The 19,384-nt window shown below is 72.2% G+C and carries 14 protein-coding genes and 1 pseudogene; 4 read left to right on the top strand and 11 right to left on the bottom strand.

The genetic code is table 11. The features are described from left to right. Position 1: 1 nt before the first annotated feature. The 8 genes from ACF073_RS33670 to ACF073_RS33705 all read right to left on the bottom strand — a co-directional run bounded on the left by ACF073_RS33670 (position 2) and on the right by ACF073_RS33705 (position 11,982). Positions 2–2,716 (bottom strand): hypothetical protein, encoded by a 2,715-nt coding sequence (locus ACF073_RS33670; RefSeq protein ID WP_392075241.1) that lies wholly within the window; start codon positions 2,714–2,716, stop codon positions 2–4. A gap of 235 nt (positions 2,717–2,951) precedes the next feature. Further along, positions 2,952–5,129 carry a discoidin domain-containing protein gene (locus ACF073_RS33675; RefSeq protein ID WP_392075242.1) on the bottom strand — a complete coding sequence of 726 codons (2,178 nt, stop codon included), beginning with the start codon at positions 5,127–5,129 and terminating at the stop codon, positions 2,952–2,954. Between the two features lie 57 nt (positions 5,130–5,186). Then, positions 5,187–6,794: an alpha-amylase family glycosyl hydrolase gene (locus ACF073_RS33680; RefSeq protein ID WP_392075243.1), complete on the bottom strand. Its 1,608-nt coding sequence runs from the start codon at positions 6,792–6,794 to the stop codon at positions 5,187–5,189. 33 nt (positions 6,795–6,827) lie between these two features. Continuing rightward, entirely contained in the window at positions 6,828–7,706 is an 879-nt protein-coding gene (locus ACF073_RS33685) for a carbohydrate ABC transporter permease (protein ID WP_392075244.1), read from the bottom strand. Continuing rightward, on the bottom strand, positions 7,703–8,656 hold the full coding sequence (locus ACF073_RS33690; RefSeq protein WP_392075245.1) for a carbohydrate ABC transporter permease: 954 nt from the start codon (positions 8,654–8,656) through the stop codon (positions 7,703–7,705). The genes ACF073_RS33685 and ACF073_RS33690 overlap by 4 nt, the downstream gene beginning before the upstream one ends. Before the next feature lie 5 nt (positions 8,657–8,661). Further along, complete coding sequence (locus ACF073_RS33695; RefSeq protein ID WP_392075246.1) at positions 8,662–10,014, bottom strand: ABC transporter substrate-binding protein; 1,353 nt, start codon at positions 10,012–10,014, stop codon at positions 8,662–8,664. 128 nt (positions 10,015–10,142) lie between these two features. Then, positions 10,143–11,141: a LacI family DNA-binding transcriptional regulator gene (locus ACF073_RS33700; RefSeq protein WP_392075247.1), complete on the bottom strand. Its 999-nt coding sequence runs from the start codon at positions 11,139–11,141 to the stop codon at positions 10,143–10,145. A gap of 169 nt (positions 11,142–11,310) precedes the next feature. Next, a complete protein-coding gene (locus ACF073_RS33705; RefSeq protein ID WP_392075248.1) occupies positions 11,311–11,982 on the bottom strand; it encodes a hypothetical protein in 672 nt (223 codons plus the stop codon). 241 nt (positions 11,983–12,223) lie between these two features. Between ACF073_RS33705 and ACF073_RS33710 the strand changes: the two genes are divergently transcribed. Continuing rightward, a complete protein-coding gene (locus ACF073_RS33710; RefSeq protein WP_392075249.1) occupies positions 12,224–12,880 on the top strand; it encodes a helix-turn-helix domain-containing protein in 657 nt (218 codons plus the stop codon). 795 nt (positions 12,881–13,675) lie between these two features. Then, entirely contained in the window at positions 13,676–13,903 is a 228-nt protein-coding gene (locus tag ACF073_RS33715; RefSeq protein ID WP_392075250.1) for a hypothetical protein, read from the top strand. 43 nt (positions 13,904–13,946) lie between these two features. Here the strand turns inward: ACF073_RS33715 and ACF073_RS33720 are convergent, their stop codons facing one another. Both ACF073_RS33720 and ACF073_RS33725 read right to left on the bottom strand, forming a co-directional pair. Beyond that, positions 13,947–14,648, bottom strand: coding sequence for a 4'-phosphopantetheinyl transferase (locus ACF073_RS33720; RefSeq protein WP_392075251.1), 702 nt, complete (start codon positions 14,646–14,648; stop codon positions 13,947–13,949). Continuing rightward, a complete protein-coding gene (locus tag ACF073_RS33725; RefSeq protein ID WP_392075252.1) occupies positions 14,596–15,501 on the bottom strand; it encodes a metallophosphoesterase family protein in 906 nt (301 codons plus the stop codon). The genes ACF073_RS33720 and ACF073_RS33725 overlap by 53 nt, the downstream gene beginning before the upstream one ends. Before the next feature lie 285 nt (positions 15,502–15,786). On the opposite strand from ACF073_RS33725, the gene ACF073_RS33730 reads away from it, so the two are divergent. After that, positions 15,787–16,899: an ATP-grasp domain-containing protein gene (locus tag ACF073_RS33730; protein ID WP_392075253.1), complete on the top strand. Its 1,113-nt coding sequence runs from the start codon at positions 15,787–15,789 to the stop codon at positions 16,897–16,899. Between the two features lie 249 nt (positions 16,900–17,148). On the opposite strand, the gene ACF073_RS33735 is transcribed toward ACF073_RS33730, so the two are convergent. Further along, positions 17,149–18,486 (bottom strand): 6-phospho-beta-glucosidase, encoded by a 1,338-nt coding sequence (locus ACF073_RS33735; protein WP_392075254.1) that lies wholly within the window; start codon positions 18,484–18,486, stop codon positions 17,149–17,151. Positions 18,487–18,668: 182 nt separating this feature from the next. On the opposite strand from ACF073_RS33735, the pseudogene ACF073_RS33740 reads away from it, so the two are divergent. Beyond that, a pseudogene (locus ACF073_RS33740) lies at positions 18,669–19,184 on the top strand (DUF4981 domain-containing protein); the annotation flags it as partial. Between the last annotated feature and the right edge of the window lie 200 nt (positions 19,185–19,384).

Raw genomic sequence — 19,384 nt, forward strand, 5'->3', positions numbered from 1 at the left:
ATCAGGCTCCGCTGCCGAGGTCGGAGCCGATCTCGATGTCGGTGCCCGAGGAGGGGGTGTACTCGTTCCACTCGGCGATCAGCGCGCCCTTGGTGCCGGGCTGGAGCACGGCGAACGGGGTCACCGAGCCGTCGTGGGCCCGGTCGAGGCGGGCGACCGTGACGCGGGTGGGGTCCGGGACAGCCGTGATGATCTGGCTCTCCTGGACCACCCTGCCGTCGGCGGGGTCGGTCCTGTCCGCGGAGTCGATGACGACCTGGGCGCCCACCAGGAAGTCCTTGCTGGAATCCACCCGGATGGTCACCGGGCCCGCGCTCTTGCCGAGGACGTCCCGGGACGTGGCGTACACGGCCTCCTCCAGACGCACCGCGCTGCGGCCCGGGTTGGCCGGCGGGATGCCCGGATAGTTGCGGTCGTCGTAGGCGGCGATCTCCCGGGCCACGGTGAGGTACGGCGAGTCAGGCGGCGTCGGCCGTGAGGTGAAGCCGCCCTCGGCGAACCTCACCCAGTCCTCCTCCCAGCCCTTGCGGACCGTCAGGACGACCCGTGCGCTGCCGGACCGCAGGAAGGCCTGCCGGGCCGCGTCGGGGTGCCGGAGCCGGCGGACGAAGTTCCAGCTCTGGGGGACGTCCCAGAAGTACGAGTACAGGAACGTGACCACGTTCTCCCACTCGATGGCCTGGTTGACGAACCGCACGAGGTCCTCGTGCTCGCGCACGGCGGCCCAGGCCGTGGCGTCGAGGCCGAGGCCGTTCTCGTCGAAGCCGATGCCGTGCTCCAGGTCGACGCGGGCCTTGGCGAAGGCGTCGACGACCTCCGGCGGCATGAAGGCGAAGTCCGGTCCGAGCAGGAAGCGCAGCACCCCCTTCATGATCTCCTCGCTCTCCTCCCGGCGGAGGGTGAGGGTGTCGACCTGCTCGATCTGCTCCTCCAGCGCGGCGGCCTTGGTCGCGATGTCCTGCTGACGCTCGTAGTACTGGCTCTGCGCGGCGTCCCGCAGCAGGTTCCAGACGTCCGACCGCCACTTGTCCCGGACGCGGTCGCTGTGCGCCGGCTCGGTCGGGTCCGGGTCGGGCTGGGTGGGGATCGGCTCGATCTCGGAGGCGACCCTGATGGTCGTGTTCCGGTTGTTGATCATCTCGAACGAGATGAAGACCTTGCCGGTCGCGTGCAGCATGAACGCGCCGTAGGCGCCGGAGGTCAGCTCCATCGGACCGTACTCGCCCTGGTCCTGCTCCTTGATGTACAGCGGCGTGCCCAGCACCTTGAAGCTGAACTTGTTCTCGTCGCCCGTCTTGCTCGTGGTCGCGAACCACAGGTTCAGGGTCTTGACGCGGTACCCCTCCGGGATCTCCAGCGGGTCCGGGGTGAAGATGTGCCAGCCCTCGTCCTGCGAGGGGGCGCCCACGCTGAACTGCGGGGCCGACGGGGGCAGCGGCGGGTCCGGCACCACCGCCCCGTACCGCTCGGCCAGGACGCGGAAGTGCGGCTGGGTCTCGCCCGGCAGGACCGCGTCGGTGATCTCCGAGTGCGGCAGGCCGAACTGGAAGGGGCCCAGCTGCCCCTTGAGTTCGGAGAGTTCCTTGTGCATCCGGCGCAGGCCGGCCCCGGGCTCCGGGATCACCAGGTCGTAGGTCAGCCGCAGTCCGTGCCGGTACAGCCGCACCCGCCACCTGCGCATCAGGCTGAAGTAGTCGACCCGCATCGCCGCGACCTGGCTGGGGTTCTTCAGCACCCGGGTCGAGGTCTCCTCGCTGCCGGTGACCGTGGTGGTGGTGATGGTGGTCTTGTGTTCCTGCTTGGCGCGCGAGGACGCCTTCCTGGTCAGCTGAGTGGCGTGCTTGGTGCTGTCCGTCGCCGACTGGGACCTGGAGTCCTGCGAGGTGAAACCGGACTGGGCCGAGCCGTTGATCACCGGGATGCCGCCGGTGACCGTGGCGGTGACGTTGAACTGGTTGGAGTGCTGGGCCTGCGAGGTCGTCGACTGGGACAGCTCGGTGTTGTCGGTCACCCCGGTCTCGCTGACCGTCTCCAGGGAGTCGGTCACGATGGAGGTGAACTCCTTGCTGCGGACCGACCATTCCTTGTGGCTGACCGCCGTCTCCTCCAGCGGGGCCAGCGGGATCGTGGCGATCAGCTCGCCCCGCTCCAGCCCGGCCGGCACCATCTCCAGGCGTTCCAGGTTCAGCATGCCGAGCGGGGTCGCCCGGGTGTTGGCGACCAGTGCCCGCACCGCCACCAGGGCGCTGCGCACGTCCTGCTGGGCCGTCCCCGCCGGGTCCGGCGACGCCGCTTCGGCGCGCGCCCCCGCCCGGTCGGCGGCCAGTCCCGCGGCCCGCTGCCGCCGCACCTCGACGAGCGCGTCGCCGAACGCCTTCAGTGCCGCGACCGGAACCTCGGCGAAGGTGCTCGGCGGCGGCAGGAGCGAGGGCTGGTCGGGCCGCTCGTAGGCGGCGAGCAGGTCGAGGAGCGCGTCGGGCACCTCACCGGTGTGCCGGAGGCGGTCGCGGACGGCGTCCGTCTCCTGCGGCCGCAGTCCGAGCTGGCGCGCGTACGCCGATTTGACCAGGGCCTGTCCGGTCGGCGGCACCGGAAGCCGCAGCTGCACCAGGGTCGCCTTGGGGATCTCCCGTGCGGAGCCCGTGAGCGGCTGCGGGGCAGGGGACACGTGCGTCGGCGCGATGTGCTCGGTACCGGATCCGTCCAGCTCGGTCAACTCGGCCTCCGTGCAGTGCTGGTGGCGATCTCCGCTCCGCCAGCGTGAGGCATCCGCACGACACGATCGACGCGATCGCCGAAATCTTTACAGAAACCGCTCACCACAACATCAAACAGACATATGTACACAGCATTTCGGCCGACGGTTGCTTCCGGCGCCGTGCCCCGGGCCGGAGTGGTCCGGTCCGGGGCACGGCCAGGGGCACGGTCAGGGGCCGGTCCGCAGGTGCGGCTCAGGAAGCGAGGTACGCCTCCACCTCGCTGAACTGCCCCGCCGGCCAGCCGGTGTTGCCGGTGACGGTCAGGCGCAGATGGCGCAGGCTGGTGCCGGCCGGCAGGGACACGGTCGCCGTGTTGCCGGTGGCCGGGTCGAAGCGGTAGCCCTGGGAGCCGGCCACCGTGGTGTAGTGCGTGCCGTCGGTGCTGCCGAGCACCGTGACGGTCTGGGTGCGGGCGCCCCAGGCCGAGGACGGCGGCAGCTTCAGCACCAGGCGGCGCACGGCGTAGGAGGAGCCGAGGTCGACCGTCAGGGACTGCGGGAAGGCGTTGTTGGCCGACTCCCAGTAGGAGTTGGCATCACCGTCGACCGCCCTGCCCGGCGCGTAGACGTCCTGGGAACCGGTCGCGGTGGCCGGGCGGCCCTTGGCGAGGTTGCGGCCCGGGTCGGGGTCGGGGTTGCTCTGGCCCGGCTGGGGCCAGCTGGAGCAGTCGGACCAGGTGCTGGACCAGCCGGAGTTGCCGCCGCCGTCGCCGAGCGTGAAGGAGCCCGAGCCCGCCGGGTAGGGGCAGTTGTAGACACCGGCCGCCCCGACCTGGGTGGCGGTGACGTTCCTGAAGGTGGCCGCGCCCTGCGCCTCGGCCTGGACCACGACGGTTCCGGTGTTCCGTACGGTCGCGCCGGTCACGTTGACGTTCCGCACCGGGTAGCCCTGCCCGCCGCCGGAGACGAACTCGAACGCGCTGTAGGGGCTGTCGGTGATCGTGGTGTCGGTGATGTTGACGGTGGCGTTGATGGCGCTGTCGTAGGAGTCGACGCGCAGGGCGCCCATCGGGTGGTTCCAGTTGGGGTTGACGGCACCGGTGCGCACCAGGGTGTTGCCGTCGACGGTGATGGTGCCGGACAGCGGCGAGAAGGGGTCCGCGAACTTCTGGTTGGAGATCGCGATACCGCTGCCCAGGGCGTTGGTGTCGGAGACGAGGTTGCCGCGCACCGCGATGTCGGTGCCGCCGTAGACGGCGATGCCGTTGGCGAGATTGGGCTGCGAGATCGTGTTGTTCTCGAAGCTGGAGTCGGTGTCCGGTGCGTACAGCGACCACATGGCGAGCGCGTCGTCGCCCTGGTTGCGCAGGAAGTTGTTGCGCACCCGGACGCCCCGGGCGTTGCCGTTGAGGTTGAGGCCGTCGGCGGTGGTGTCGAGGATGCGGTTGTTCTCCACCACCAGGTTGTCGTTGTTGCCCGTCAGCCAGAGCCCCACCTTCATGTGCTGGATCCACATGCCGGAGACGGACGAGTTCGGGCCGAGGGAGCCGTTGACGAAGTTGTCCGGGCTGGAGTCGACGCGCTCGGTGACCTCGCCGACGACCGCGAAGTCCTTGATGCGGACATTGCCCGCGGAGCCGGACTGGTCGATGAAGCGGGAGGTGTGCACGACCGAGTGCCAGCTGCCGGCCCCCTGGAGGGTCACGTTCTGCACGCCGCTCAGCGAGGACGTGATCCGGTAGTCGCCCGGCGGGATCCAGACCGTGCCGCCCTGGGCGGCGGCGATGGCGTCCCGGAAGGCCTGGGTGGAGTCGCCGCTGCCGCTGGGGTCGGCGCCCTTGGAGACGACGGAGACCGAGCCGGCGGGCTGTCCCGTGGCACCCGCGACCTGCTCGAAGTCCGCGACGTCCACGGTGACCTGGGTGCCGGTGGACTGGAAGGCGATCCGGTCGCCCGCCTGGACGTTCTGCCCGAGCAGCAGCCGGGCGTTGTCGAAGAAGTGGTGCGTCTTCGCGCCCGCGATCCAGCCGGTGTCGACGTAGGAGTACTTGGCGGTCACCGGGAGCGTCCTGGAGATCTTGGTGCCGTTGACGTAGACGTCGAGCGAACCGGACTGGCCGTCCGGGACGCTGTAGGCGACGTTCACGGCGTTGGCCGCGCGCGGCACGGTGAACTCCACCCGCTGCCCGGAGGCCAGCCGTACGGCCTGCCGGCCCGATGCCTCCGAGGCCAGGGTGCCCTGGGTGTAGTCGGGACCGGTCTTCGTCCCGGTGGTGCTCGCCGACTCGGCCTCCACGGAGGTGAACGGGAGCGTGGCGCCCGCCGCGGCGTGGGCGGCCGGGGCGAGGGTGACGAGCATGCCGGCGGCGAGGGCGACGACCGCCCCGATGGCCGGCATGCGCCTGACATGTCCGGCGGTGCTGCTGTGCATGTGCTGATCCCTTCCTGGTGGGGGTGCAGGGAGTAGCGGGGTGCGCGGGGGCGCGGCTCAGGCGCGCAGCCAGGCCGCCGTGTCCTGCGGCAGCCGGCCCGCGTCGTCCAGCGGAGCGCTGCTGAGCAGGAGCCGGGAGTGCGCCGGGAGGTCGGCGGGGGCGGCCGAGAGGTTGACCACGCACAGCGCGCCGTCCGCGCGGGAGAAGAGGAGCACGCCCTCGGGGGCGGGCAGCCAGGTCAGCGGCCCGTCGCCGAACTCCGGCCGGAGGGCGACGGCCTCGCGGTAGAGCGCGAGCATGGAGTTGGGGTCGTGCCGCTGGCGGTCGACCGCGTACGAGGACCAGCCGGCCGGCTGCGGCAGCCACGGCTCCTCCCGGGAGCCGAACCCGGCATGGGGCAGGTCCTCGGCCCAGGGCAGCGGCACCCGGCAGCCGTCGCGGCCGGGGTCGGCGCCCCCCGAGCGGAGGTACATCGGGTCCTGGATGCGCTCGGCCGGGATCTCGGCCTCCGGCAGGCCCAGCTCCTCCCCCTGGTAGAGGTAGACCGCGCCGGGCAGCGCCAGTGACAGCAGGGCGGCGGCGCGGGCCCTGCGGGTGCCGAGCACGGGATCGGTCGGGGTGCCGAAGGCCTTGGTGGCGAAGTCGAAGGCGGTGTCCTCGCGGCCGTACCGGGTGACCGTGCGGGTGACGTCGTGGTTGCAGAGCACCCAGGTGGCCGGGGCGCCGACGGGGGCGTGCTCGGCGAGGGTGGTGTCGATCGAGGCGCGCAGCCGGCCGGCGTCCCAGGGGCAGGCGAGGAAGGCGAAGTTGAAGGCGGTGTGGAGTTCGTCGGGGCGCAGGTAGCGGGCGAAGCGCTCGGGGTCGGGCAGCCAGACCTCGCCGACGAACACGCCGTCGTAGGCGTCGGCGACGGTGCGCCAGGAGCGGTAGATGTCATGGAGTTCGTCGCGGTCGACGAACGGGTGCGGCTCCGGGTGCGCGGCGAGGTCGGGCAGGTCCGGGTCCTTGGCGAGGAGGGCGGCCGAGTCGATGCGGACGCCGGCGACTCCCCGCTCGAACCAGAAGCGCAGGATGTCCTCGTGCTCCTGGCGGACGGCCGGGTGGGCCCAGTTGAGGTCGGGCTGTTCGGGGGTGAACAGGTGCAGGTACCAGTCGCCGTCGGGCAGCCGGGTCCAGACCGGCTCGGTGGAGCCGGCGAACTGCGACGGCCAGTCGTTCGGCGGGAGCGCGCCGTCCGGGCCGCGTCCCGGCCGGAAGTGGAACAGCTCGCGCTCGGGGCTGCCCGGACCGGCGGCGAGCGCGGCCCGGAACCAGGGGTGCCGGTCGGAGACATGGTTGGGCACGATGTCGACGATGGTGCGGATGCCCAGCTCGCGGGCCTCGGCGATGAGCTTCTCCGCCTCGGCGAGGGTGCCGAAGGCCGGGTCGATGGCCCGGTAGTCGGCGACGTCGTAGCCGCCGTCCTTCAGCGGAGACAGGTACCAGGGGGTGAACCACAGCGCGTCCACGCCGAGTTCGGCCAGGTACGGCAGCCGGGAGCGGACGCCCGCGAGGTCGCCCGTGCCGTCGCCGTCGCCGTCCGCGAAGCTGCGCACGTACACCTGGTAGATGACGGCGTTGCGCCACCAGTCAGGGTCGTTCGGGGCATGGGGGGGCTGTCCCACTGGGCTTGCCTTTCTCTAGACGGGGCGACGGCGTCAGCCCTTGGTGCTGCCCGCGGTGATCCCGGCGATGATGTGCCGCTGGAAGACGAGGAACAGCGCCACCATCGGGATGCTGGCGATCACCATCGCGGCGATGAGCACGGTGAGCTGGATGTTCTGCGACAACTGGACCAGGGCCACGCTGATCGGCTGCTTGCCGGTGTCGGAGAAGACCATCAGCGGCCACAGGAAGTCCTGCCAGACGGCGACCAGCGCGAAGATCGACACGACGCCGAGCACCGGCCTTGACATGGGCAGGACGACGGACCACAGGATCCGCAGCTTGCCTGCGCCGTCGATCTCGGCGGCCTCCAGCACATCGCGCGGCAGCTGGTCGAAGAACCGTTTGAGCAGGTAGAGGTTGAAGGCGTTGGCGACCGCGGGCAGCCAGATGGCGAGCGGGTCGTTGAGCAGGCTGGTGTGGATCAGCGGCAGGTCGGCGACGGTCAGGTACTTGGGTACGACCAGGGCCTGCGCCGGGACCATGAGGGTGGCGAGGATGCCGCCGAGGACGAGCTTGCCGAAGGCGGGCCTCAGCTTGGAAAGGGAGTAGGCCGCCGCGGTGCAGAACACCAGCTGGAAGGCCCAGGCGCCGGCCGCCTGGACGAGCGTGTTCTCCAGGTGCTGCGGGAGCTGCATCAGGTCCCAGGCGTCGGTGTAGCCGCCGAGGTGCCAGTGCTGTGGTGCGAGCGTCGGCGGGGTCCGGGCCACCTCGTCCGGGGACTTCAGCGCACCGGTCACCATCCAGTACACGGGGAAGAGGAAGGCGAGCGCGAAGAGGACCAGGACGGTGGTGAACACCGTCCAGTACACGGCCTTTCCGCGCGGGCGGGCGAGGGTGGCCGGGGAGACCAGGGTGCGGGTGGCGCTCATGCTTCCCCCTCGGAGCGGGTGAGCCGCAGATAGACCGCGGAGAAGGCGCCGAGCAGCAGCAGGAGCATCACGCTGAGGGCGCAGGCGCCGCCGAAGTCGTTGTAGAGGAAGGCGTACTTGTAGATCAGGTAGAGGACGGTCACGGTGGCGTTCTCCGGGCCGCCGCCGGTGATCACGAACGGTTCGGTGAACACCTGCATGGTGGCGATGATCTGCAGGAGCATCAGCATCAGGATCACGAACCGGGTCTGCGGGACCGTGACGTGCCGGACGCGCTGGAGGAGGTTCGCGCCGTCCAGTTCGGCCGCCTCGTACAGCTCGCCCGGGATGGACTGCAGGGCGGCGAGGTAGATGAGGACGGTGCCGCCCATGTTGGCCCAGGTGGCCACGATCACCAGGGAGACCAGCGCGGTGTCGGCGCCGTTGGACCAGTTCGAGGTGGGCAGGTGCACAAAGCGCAGCGCCTCGTTGGCGAGGCCGGCGCCCGGGTCGTAGAACCACTTCCACAGCAGGGCGCTGACCACCGGCGGGATCATCACGGGCAGGTAGACCACGACCCGGAAGAACGCCTTGGCGTGCCGCAGCTCGTTGAGGACGAGGGCGAGCACGAAGGGGATCGCGAAGCCGATCAGGAGGGCCAGCAGGGTGAAGGTGAGGGTGTTGCGCCAGGCCGCGGTGAACTCGGGGTCGTGCCAGACCCGGGTGAAGTTGGCGGTGCCGACCCACTCGGGCGAGGAGCCGGGGTTGTACTTCTGGAAGGAGATGATCACCGCGCGGATCGCCGGGTACCAGGAGAACAGCGCGAAGCAGAGCAGGCCGCCGAGGAGGAAGCCGTAGGCGCGGGCCTGGTCGATGAGCCGGCGTCGCCTCCGGTCCCCTGCCGGAGGCGACGCCGGGACCGGGGGGACGGCGCGGTGCGCCACGCGCCGTCGCTCGGCCGTCTTGGTCATGGTGGTCAGCTCCGGGCCAGAATGCTGTCGATCTTTCCGGACGCGTCCTTGAGCAGCTGGTCGATGTCGGCGTCCTTCTTGGTCAGGACGGCGGAGACGGTGCCGTCGAGAACCGAGTAGATCTGCTGGGCGTTCGGCGGCTCGATCTTCATCCGGAGCCGCTGGTTTCCGTCGAGGAACGCCTGGTAGTTCTCCACCGGCACATTGGCGTTGGCCTTCTTGGCCTGCTGGTCCTTGGCGTCGGCGGCGCCGCTGAACAGGCGCGGCTCGGGCAGGCCGACGGGGGCGTCGTTCTTCTTGGCGCGGGCGTAGTCGCCGAGGAAGCCCGCGCCCGGGGTGAGGAACATGTGGTCGAGCCACTTCAGGCCGGCGCGGATCTGCTCGGGCGAGGCCTTCTTGCTGAACATGTAGCCGTCGCCGCCGATGAGGGTGCCCTCGCCGCCCGGCATGGGGGCCAGGGCGAGGTCCTTGTAGTTGCCGCCCTTCTCCTTGACCAGGATCGGGATGTTGTCGGGGGCGGCGAGGTACATGCCGAGCTTGCCCGAGCCCATCATCTGCTGCACGTCGTTGATGACCAGGAGCTGCTTGCTGCCCATGGAGTCGTCGGTCCACCGCATGTCGTGCAGGTTCTGCAGGACGGCACGGCCCTGGGGGGTGTCGATGGTGGCCTTCTTGCCGTCGGCGCCGACCACGTCGCCGCCCTGGGAGTACAGCTCGGCGGTGAAGTGCCAGCCGCCCTGGTTCTGGGCGCTGTAGTCGGCGTAGCCGACCGTGCCGTCCCCGAGGGCGGCGATCTTCTTGGCGGCGGCGCGCACCTCGTCCCAGGTGGCCGGGGGCTTGTCGGGATCCAGGCCGGCCTTCTGGAAGAGAGCGCGGTTGTAGATCAGCCCCATGCTGTAGCCGGTGCGGGGTATGCCGTAGACCTTCCCGTCCACGGTGTAGATGTCCCGCAGCTGCTTCTGGATGCTGTCGTAGCTCTTCAGGTCCTTCAGGTACGGCGTGAGATCGGCGGCCTGGTTGATGCCGACGACGTGCTTCGCGTCCGTGAAGTACGTGTAGAACACGTCCTCCATCTGGCCGCCGGCGAGCTTGGCGTCGAAGGTCTTCGGGTCCTGGCACGGGAAGGCGTCGTGCGCGACGACGTCGATGTCCGGGTTCTGCTTCTCGAAGGAGGCGATGTCCGCCTCGAAGAAGCGGCGGTCGACCTTGGCGCTCTTGGGCGGCTCGCAGTTGACGGTGATACGGGTCTTGCCGTTCGCCGCGTCGTCGTCACCGGACCCGCAGGCGGTGGCGGCGAGGGCGAGGGAGGAACAGACGCCGATCGCGACAAAGGTACGGCGGAACCCGGTGTTTCTCATCGGTGGACCCCTCATGGCACTCATGGCAGGAGCGGTGGGCGTCGCACACTCAAGCACCGCCGACAGCGGGCCGCAATATGTCGCGCAGAATCTGTAATTATTTGACAGAGGAACGGTTCTACTGCCGTTCAGTCGCGCGGAGCTTGCGCGGTGGAGCCGCGCACCACCAGTTCCGGCTCGAACAGCAGCTCCTCGGCGGGCACGGCGGTGCCGCCGATCTGCGCGTTCAGCAGCTCCACGGCAGCGCGCCCCATGGCCTCGATGGGCTGGCGGACGGTGGTCAGCGGGGGTTCGGTGCAGTTCATGAACGCCGAGTCGTCGTAGCCGACGACGGAGATCCGGCCCGGCACGTCGTAGCCCTTGCGGCGGGCCGCCCGGATCGCGCCGAGCGCCAGCGGGTCGGAGGCGCAGATGATGCCGGTGACCCCCCGGTCGATCAGCCGGGAGGCGGCCGCGTGACCGCCCTCGATGGAGAAGATGGCCCGCGCGACGAACTCCTCGGGCAGCTCGCCGGCGACGGCCCGGGCGGCGGCCAGTTTGCGGGCCGAGGGCATGTGGTCGCCGGGGCCGAGGACCAGGCCGATCCGCTCGTGGCCGAGGGAGGCCAGATGCCGCCAGGCCTGCTCGACGGCGACGGCGTCGTCGCAGGACACCCGCGGGAAGCCGAGGTGTTCGATGGCCGCGTTGACCAGGACGACCGGGATGTTGCGGCCGGCGAGCAGCCGGTAGTGGTCGTGCGGCGCGTCGGCCTGGGCGTACAGACCGCCGGCGAACACGACGCCGGAGACCTGCTGGTGGAGCAGCAGCTCGACGTAGTCCGCCTCCGAGACCCCGCCCTTGGTCTGCGTGCACAGCACCGGGGTCAGCCCGAGCTGGGCCAGCGCACCGCCGATGACCTCGGCGAACGCCGGGAAGATGGGGTTCTGCAGCTCGGGCAGGACCAGGCCGACGAGCCGGGCGCGTTCGCCGCGCAGCTGGGTGGGGCGCTCGTAGCCGAGGACGTCGAGGGCCGTCAGCACCGCCTGCCGGGTGGCGTCGGAGACTCCGGGTTTGCCGTTGAGCACCCGGCTGACCGTGGCCTCGCTGACCCCGACCTTCTTGGCCACTTCCGCAAGTCGTCGCGTCATGGCCGCAAGAGTAGCGCAACTCACGCAAACGGCTTGCGTAACGGGTGAGACATGATGGCGGGAAATCGGCGTGATGCGACCGCCGTGCCGGTCGGGGGCCGCACGGGTTGCGTACGGTCCGGCGAGCCGGCCCGGCGCCGTCGGCGACCTGAACGCCGGCGGTGCCGGGTCAGCTCTCGGGGGTCGGGACCACCATCAGATGCGAGGAGGCGCCGCGCGGGCGGCGCACCCGGCGTACGGGCACGGCCGTCCTGCGCGGGTCGCGCAGGACCATCGACAGGCGCCGGTAGCCGAGGTCGCGCAGCGGCTGCGGCGACTCCTCGACGATGCGGCACTCGGTGCGGCCGCGGCGCGGGTCGGGGTGGTTCAGCAGGCGTACGGCACCGTCGAGGCGGGCCGCGGCCTCTCCGACGGCGCGGATCCAGTGCGGCAGGCCCTGCCGGAAGGCGGCTTCCATGATCGGGTCCTGGGCGATGTCCCGGCGGACCGCCTGGAGTTCGAGGTCGTGCCCGTACGTCTCCAGCGCCGTCCGGAGCTGGGCCAGCATCGGCAGGCACCAGCCCGGTTCGTGCTCGCCGAGCACCTCCCCCGCGTCCGGGTGGAACAGGACGAAGCGCAGGAAGTTCTCGCCCGGCATGGCCGTGGGATGCGGGCGCACGCCGCAGAACAGCGTCTCGAACGCCTTGTTGGCCATGACCACGTTCCAGTGGCGGTCCACGACCAGGGACGGACAGGTCATGTGCTCCAGCAGCGTTCCGTAGTCCTGCAGGTACGCCTGGGTCTCGGAGGTCTCGGGGACGGGCCGCGGCGCTGACCGCTGCCCTCCTGCCTGATGTGCCATCGGGAGGTCACCCCTCTTGCCTCTGCGGCCTTCACGCGGCGATGCGATCCTGCTGCCCAGGCCGGAGTCGTGTCAACTATCGTGGCATTTCATGCCGGTTGACGGCTGAAATTCGCCACAGTTGTGGCGACACCTGGATGAGAGTTCGAGACACCGGCTACTCTCCGGGAAGTTCACGGCGATCGCTCGTGAGAACCACGGACACATCTGAAGCCCTCTTAGAGACGTAGGAGTTCTGTCGGTGACGGATGGCTACGAGGATCCGGGCGCCGCGGCGACCGCCCAGCTGCCGGCCGTCGTCGACCGCGTCACCGCGCTCGCCGACCGCCTCGGCGTGGCGCATGCCGAGGTCTTCGACGTCGGGCGGCTCTCCACCAACTGCGGGGTGCCGGAGCCGGTGGTCAGGGCCCTGCTCAGCGGCCGGCCCGCGGGCGAGCCGGATGTCCAGGCGCGCTTCCTGCAACGCCTCGACCTGCTGCGCCGCACCCGGCTGAAGCCCGGCGGGCGCCGCTACACCCAGCAGGAGATCGCCGACGGCGCGGGCATGTCCCGGCAGCAGGCCGGCGCTCTCATCAACGGCGACCGACGGCCCACCATGGAGCACTGCGACGCCCTGCAGCGCTTCTTCCGGGTGCACGCCGGCTTCCTCACGGCGGAGGACCCCGAGGCGCTGGCGGGCGCTCTGCAGCGCACCGAGCAGGAGCTGCTGCAGAAGCTCGCGGACCGGGAGCGGGCCGCCGCCGAGGCGGCGGAGGACCCGCTGGAGCGGCTGCTCCAGGACCACGGGGTGCGCGGAATCGCCTGGCGGGCGGCGCAGTTGCCCACGGACCAGCACCGGGACAAGGTCGCGGAGTGGCTGGACATGCTGCTGGAGAGCGTCAAGCGCCCCGAGGCGTGAGCCGGGGCAGGGCCGTCGGCACCGGCAGGGACATGCGCCTCGTGTGCGGCGAGCCCGCGGGCCCGCTGGCCCTGCCGGCGGCCCTCCGGTGCGCTTCCGTACGGCCGCGTTCCCGCCCGGCACGCCCGGCGAACCGTGGCCGGACCTGACCGGCCGGGACGTCGCCGCCGTGGAGGAACGCACCGCTCCCGGGCACCAGTCGATGATCCTCGGTCACGAACTGTGGCATCTTCGGTCCCGCCGGCGCGGGCTCCGCGTGGACGGGACCACACCACCGCCGGCCCGCACGCGGCCACTGCCCGGGCCGCACCGACCGGGCGGCGCGGTGCGCCAGGCGGCGCGGCGTACGGGGCGGCGTGGTGCGCCGGGGCGGTGGGGCGCCCGCGCTTCGGCCTCGCCGAGGAGCGGTACGCCGAGGCCCTCGGACTGCCGCCTGCCGGCAAGGGCCTTTCCTGGCCGTCCGGTTCGGCGCCGCGCGCCCCGGTGCGGCGGGACGGCGTGGCAGGCCGGACCGGGGCGTCCCCGGGGTGTCCGGGCCCGTAGGTCCGGTCCGGGCTCCGGGAGCGGCGGCGCGCGCCACCCGTTCGCGGGAGCGATGCGTGTCCGGGTGACGCGGGACAGGCCGGATTCCATCGGGTGCGGGAACGGTTCGCCCTGCGCTGAGCGGGCGAACCCGCGCGGAGCCGGACGGCGTTGTCAGTGGTGGGCGGCAAGCTGGGGGGTGTGCGCCGTACGACGCGGCGCACGGCGCCGCAGGGCGCGTGACCGTGACGCCTACTCGGGGAGAGCAGACCGATGCCCACCGCCGTACTGACCGACCGCGAGCGTACCGCCGTCCAGGCCTACCTGCGGCTGCTCCATACGGTGCGCGCCGCCTTCGACGGCCCACCGGACGACGGCCTGCCGGTGGTCGTCCCGCCCGCCGTGCTCGCCGAGGCGGACCGGGCCCTGGCCGGGGCGGGACTCGCGGGCAACGAGGACGAGTTCTTCCGGCTCCTGCGCGGCTGGTGCCCGCCCGTCTGAGCGCGGCACGGGCGCGCGCCGCCGCCGTGCGCCCCGGTGGCCCTCAGAGGTCCGCCGGGGCCGCGGCGGGGTGCGGTACGACGACGGACGTGGCCACCACGCCGTTCCGTACGGCCCACCGGCCCTCGAAGACCTGCAGCCGCTCGCCGCCGACCAGCGGGCCGGGGACGAGGAGCCGGGCGCTCAGGGTGCCGCCCGGTGCGCCCTCGGGGTCCGGGTGCAGGGTGATGTCGGCCTCGGAGAAGTCCAGCCACTTGCGGGTGAGCGGGAACCACGCCTTGTAGACGGACTCCTTCGCGCTGAACAGCAGCCGGTCCCAGTGCACCTCCGGCCGCCGCGCGGCCATGCGGGCGAGCCGTACGGACTCGGCGGGCAGGAAGACCGAGGGGCCGACGCCCTCCGGGAGCGGGCCGTGCGGTTCGGCGTCTATGCCGAGGGAGACGAGATCGGCGGCACGCACCAGCGCGGCGGCGCAGTAGCCGTCGCAGTGGGTCATGCTGCCGACGATCCCGTCCGGCCAGCGCGGGGCCCCGCGCTCACCGCTGACCACGGCCTGCGGGGGCACGCCGAGCTTCTCCATCGCGCGCCGGGCGCAGCCGCGGACGGCCGCGAACTCACGGCGCCGCTTGGCCACCGCGCGCGCGACGAGCGCTTCCTCCGCCGGATACAGCGGGGTTTCCCACAGCGGGTCGTCAGCGTGCGCCTCCACGGCCACGACCGACTCCGGGAGCAGCTCCTCGATCACCTGCTTCGACCTCCATGGGAAGGATACGGCGCAGCCGTCCCGGCGGGTCCGGGCGCTTGCGCCACTCTCGGGGGTATCCCACGGAGACCTCCATGAAGCGGACTCCGTCGTGCCAGGTGGTGCGCGGGATGTGCAGATGGCCGTAGACGTTGGTGGCGACCCGGAAACGGCGGTGCCAGTCGGCGGTCAGGCTGGTGCCGCACCACATGGCGAACTCGGGGTGCCACAGCACGTCGGTGGGGTGCCGGTCCAGCGGGTAGTGGCCGGTCAGCACGGTCGGAAGATCCTCGGGCAGCTCGGCGAGCCTGCGCTCGGTCTCCGCGACCCGCGCCCGGCACCACGCCTCACGGGTCGGATAGGGGTCGGGGTGCAGCAGGTACTCGTCGTTGCAGACGATGCCCGTGCTCTCCGCGTAGGCCAGGCCCTCCGCCTTGGTGGCGCAGCCGGCCGGCAGGAACGAGTAGTCGTACAGCAGGAACAGCGGGGCGACGACGACCGGGCCGCCGGCGCCGTGCCACACCGGGTAGGGGTCCTCGGGGGTGACGACGCCCAGCTCCCGGCAGAGTTCGACCAGGTGCTCGTAGCGGGCGACGCCACGCAGGGTGACCGGGTCGCTCGGGTGGGTCCACAGCTCGTGGTTGCCCGGAGCCCACACCACCTTGCGGAAGCGGCGCGCGAGGATGCCGAGGGCCCAGCGGATGTCGGCGACGGTCTCCGCGACGTCACCGGCCACGATCAGCCAGTCGTCCTCGCTCTCGGGGCGCATGGCCTCGACGAGGGCGCGGTTCTCCGCGTAGCTGATGTGCAGGTCGCTGATGGCCAGCAGCTGTCCGGCCCCGGCCCTCGACTCCACCCCGCACACCCCTTCCGATCATCCGTCGAGACCACGAGAACACATTTACGGGTCCACGGACAAGAGGCTCCGGTGCGCGTGTCCGCCCGTGTCGACGTCCGGGCACCGAAACCCCCCGTATCCGTAACACGCGCGTTGCACGTGGGGCCTGCCGATAGCCGTATGATCGGCCCGACACCAGCGCTCTCAACTGCCCTCCGTCAGGGCTTGTTTGGTGACCCTTCCTCCCTCCTGCCCGGGCACGGGCCGCTCCGCCCTGCCCGCACGCCCTGAAAGGCGGCCTGCATGCCCTCTCGCGTACGCGTCTGGCTCAACCGCACGTACGCGGAGAACGTGTTCTTCATGGATCAGCTGCGCAGAAATCCGAGCGATCGCGCGGTCGAGATCCATGCCACGCACGGCGACCCCGACTCCCCCGTGCTGGCCGCCGCCGACACCGCCGACCTGGAGCCGGAGGGCCTGTCCCCGGCGGGGTTCGTCGAGTACGCCCTGGACCAGTGCGCCCGGCGCGGCATCGACGTGTTCGTGCCCCGGCTGCACCAGGCGGCGATCGTGGCGCACCGGGCCGACTTCGCGGCGGCCGGTACGGCACTGCTGGCGCCGACGCCCGAGGCGGTCGCGGTGTTCGAGGACAAGGCGACCGCGTACGAGGCGGTGCGCTCGGTGGGCGTTCCGGTGCCGCCGTGGCGGCGGGTCCGCACGGCGGAGGAACTGGTGGCCGCGGTCGAGGAGTTGGAGGCGGCCGGCCATCGGGCGTGCTTCAAGCCCGCCGTCGGCGCGGGCGGGGTCGGCTTCCGGGTGATCACCCGGACCCCCTTCTCGCTCCTGCACCTGACGGGCTTCCCGGGCCCGCACGTCCAGCTGGACCTGGTGGTCGAGGCGCTGCGGCGGGCCGAGGAGCCCGTGGACTGGCTGGTGATGCCGCGCCTGGCGGAGCCCGAGGTGTCCGTCGACTGCCTGACCGGCACGGACAACCGGGTGCGGCTCGCGGTGGGCCGCACCAAGAACGGCCGCCGCCGGGGCTTCACCCTGGACGAGCGGTGGCTGGCGCCGGCCCGGCTGGTCGCGGAGGGTTTCGGGCTGCACCATCTGTCCAACATCCAGTTCCGGATGTTCGGCGACCGGCCGGTGCTCCTGGATGTCAACACGCGTCCCGCCGGGGGCCTGCACCAGCTGTCGCTCTGTGGGGTGAACGTGCCCTGGGCGGCCGTCCGGCTGGCGCTGGGCGAGGACCCGGGGGTGATCGAGCCGCCGTTCCTCGGCCCGGACTACACGGTGGTGTCGGGACCCCGGCCGCTGTCCGCCGCGGTGCCCCGGCAGCGGGTCGGGGCGGCCGATGTGCTGCTGCCCGCGGTGCCCGCGCAGACGGCCTCGGCGGCCGAGGTCCTGCCGCTGTAGGCCGCCCGACGGCCGCGGTGCCGCGGCTCGCGGCAGGCACAGATCCCGCGGACGCCGCCTTCGCTCTCCCTCCCGCTCCCCGGCTCCCCGGCCCCCGCGCTCGGCGGGACCGCCGCCCTGGCGGTCCCGCACGATGCCCGCGCGCGAGGCGACCGAACTCAGGCGCCCGAACGGCTCCGCCGGGCCGGCACGGCCGGCGTCCGACGCGTCGCGCGCGTCACGCCGTCAGTCACCCCCCTCTGCTTCTTCCTATTTCAGATAGCCCAGCCCGGGGTGCACCGCCGTGTACGCGTCCACCAGTCGGCGGGCCAGCTGGACGGAGTCCACCAGCGGGTGCAGGGCGAAGGCCTTCACCGCGGTGGCCCGGGAACCCGACTCCGCCGCGGCCAGCACCTCCCGCTCCACGTCCTTCACCGCGCACACCAGGCCGGTGGCATGGCCGGGCAGCGGATCGGCGGCGAGCGGGTGGGCGCCGTTGGCGTCGACCAGGCACGGGACCTCGACGACCGCGTCGGCGTCCAGGACGGAGAGGGTGGAGCGGTTGCGGACGTTGAGGATCAGGGTGGCGTGCTCGGCGCGGGCGATCGCCCGCATCAGGGCGAGGGCCACTTTCTCGTACCCGCCGGACAGGTCGTCGGCCTCGCGTTCGCCCGCGCCGGCGCTCTCCCGGTTCTCGGCCATATAGGTCTCCTCGCGCTCGGCGCGGGTGCGGTCCCAGGCGAGCAGTGCCGAGGCGCCGGGGTCGCCGGCCTCCGCGTAGAACCTGGCCTGCTGGTCGCTCAGGAAGGCGCCGCGGGTCCGTTCGGCCTCCTGGTAGGCGCGGACGGTCTCCCGGTTGAAGTAGTAGTAGTGCAGGTACTCGTTGGGGATCGCGCCGAGCGAGCGCAGCCAGTCGGCGCCGAACAGCTTGCCCTCCTCGAAGGAGCCGAGCAGCGCGGGATCGGCGAGCAGACGCGGCAGTTCGTCGCGTCCGGCGACGCGCAGCCCGCGCACCCAGCCGAGGTGGTTGAGCCCGACGTAGTCCACGAAGGTCTTCTTCGGGTCGGCGCCGAGGACCCGGGCGATGCGGCGGCCGAGGCCGACCGGTGAGTCGCAGATGCCGATGACGCGGTCGCCGAGGTGCCGGGACATGGCCTCGGTGACCAGGCCGGCCGGGTTGGTGAAGTTGATGACCCAGGCGTCCGGGGCGAGCCGGGCCACGCGCCGGGCGATGTCGGTGACGACGGGGACCGTGCGCAGCCCGTAGGCGATCCCGCCCGCGCCGACGGTCTCCTGGCCCAGTACCCCTTCGGCGAGCGCGACCCGTTCGTCGTCCGCGCGCCCCTCCATGCCGCCGACGCGGATCGCGGAGAAGACGAAGTCGGCGCCGCGCAGTGCCTCGTCGAGGTCGGAGGTCGCGGTGACCACGGGTGCGTCGGGGACGCCCGCCGCCTGTTCCGCCAGTACCCGGGTGACCGCGCGCAGCCGGCGGTCGTCCAGGTCGTGCAGCACGACCTCGGTGACCCGTCCCTCGGCGCGGTCGGCCAGCAGCGCGCCGTACACCACCGGCACCCGGAACCCGCCGCCGCCCAGAATCGTCAGCCTCACGCCCGTACCCTTCCTCACGCCGCACCCTTCCCCGCAGACTGTCACCCTGCCCGTCCCGGGCACCTGGCGGGGGCGCTGATCAGTATCACCTTGTCATCCGCCGCGCCCCGGGCCCGCCCGGCCGGCGCCCCGGCCCCGCTCGTGTCCCGGCGGCGACGGGGGCGCGCTCCCGGACACGGGTGGCCATCGAGTCCTCCCCGGGTCTTCAGGGCGGCTTCATCCGGGAGTTCCGGGTGCACGGGATCCTGCGGCGTGTGAGCGACGGGAGACCGGCCGGCCCCGCGGGTGCCGGGCCGGACGACAGCGGTGCCGCCGCGCCCGGCGGGTACCGGGCGTACGGCGGGGACTTCGGCGGGCGGGTGCGGCGCGGAGCCGCGGCACCGCTCCGGATCCGGTGCCACCGGCACGAGGGGATCGTGGTCACCGCCCGGCGACGGGTACGGGACCTCGGCCGGCTGGCGGCCACCTGGGAGCTGGCCCTGGCCGACGGCCGGACGCTGACCGGGCCGGCCGAGCTGCCCGATCTGCTGCCGGGCGAGACCGCCGCGGTGCCCATGGCGCTGCCGCTGCCGGCGGACGGCGGCGAGATCTGGCTGACGCTGCGGGTGGTGACGGCGGAGGAGCAGGCGGCGGCGCCGCGCGGTACGGCGGTGTGCGCGCCACGCATCCGGCTCCGGGCCGCGACGGACGAGCCGGTACGCCTCACCCCGGTCACCGCGGCTCCCGAGCCCGGCGCCGCCGGCCCACGCCTCCTCCCGGCCGGCGCCCCACGCCGTACCCGGCCCCTGCGCGCGCTCTGACCGCCGCCTCGTCGGGCGCCGGAACGGCGGGAGATCGAGCCGAGCGGCGATGCCGACCGGTTCTCGGCCGGCATCGACTTCGCGGATCGGTTCGCCGG

It is taken from the genome of Streptomyces sp. NPDC015171, assembly GCF_043079545.1.
Taxonomy (GTDB): Bacteria; Actinomycetota; Actinomycetes; order Streptomycetales; family Streptomycetaceae; genus Streptomyces.

What these genes read in the sequence shown, in the direction of transcription:
- ACF073_RS33685 (WP_392075244.1), bottom strand. Translation starts at nt 7,706, where the DNA reads ATGAGCGCCACCCGCACCCTGGTCTCCCCGGCCACCCTCGCCCGCCCG.
- ACF073_RS33690 (WP_392075245.1), bottom strand. Translation starts at nt 8,656, where the DNA reads ATGACCAAGACGGCCGAGCGACGGCGCGTGGCGCACCGCGCCGTCCCC.
- ACF073_RS33730 (WP_392075253.1), top strand. Translation starts at nt 15,787, where the DNA reads ATGCCCTCTCGCGTACGCGTCTGGCTCAACCGCACGTACGCGGAGAAC.
- ACF073_RS33695 (WP_392075246.1), bottom strand. Translation starts at nt 10,014, where the DNA reads ATGAGAAACACCGGGTTCCGCCGTACCTTTGTCGCGATCGGCGTCTGT.
- ACF073_RS33675 (WP_392075242.1), bottom strand. Translation starts at nt 5,129, where the DNA reads ATGCACAGCAGCACCGCCGGACATGTCAGGCGCATGCCGGCCATCGGG.
- ACF073_RS33705 (WP_392075248.1), bottom strand. Translation starts at nt 11,982, where the DNA reads ATGGCACATCAGGCAGGAGGGCAGCGGTCAGCGCCGCGGCCCGTCCCC.
- ACF073_RS33700 (WP_392075247.1), bottom strand. Translation starts at nt 11,141, where the DNA reads ATGACGCGACGACTTGCGGAAGTGGCCAAGAAGGTCGGGGTCAGCGAG.
- ACF073_RS33715 (WP_392075250.1), top strand. Translation starts at nt 13,676, where the DNA reads ATGCCCACCGCCGTACTGACCGACCGCGAGCGTACCGCCGTCCAGGCC.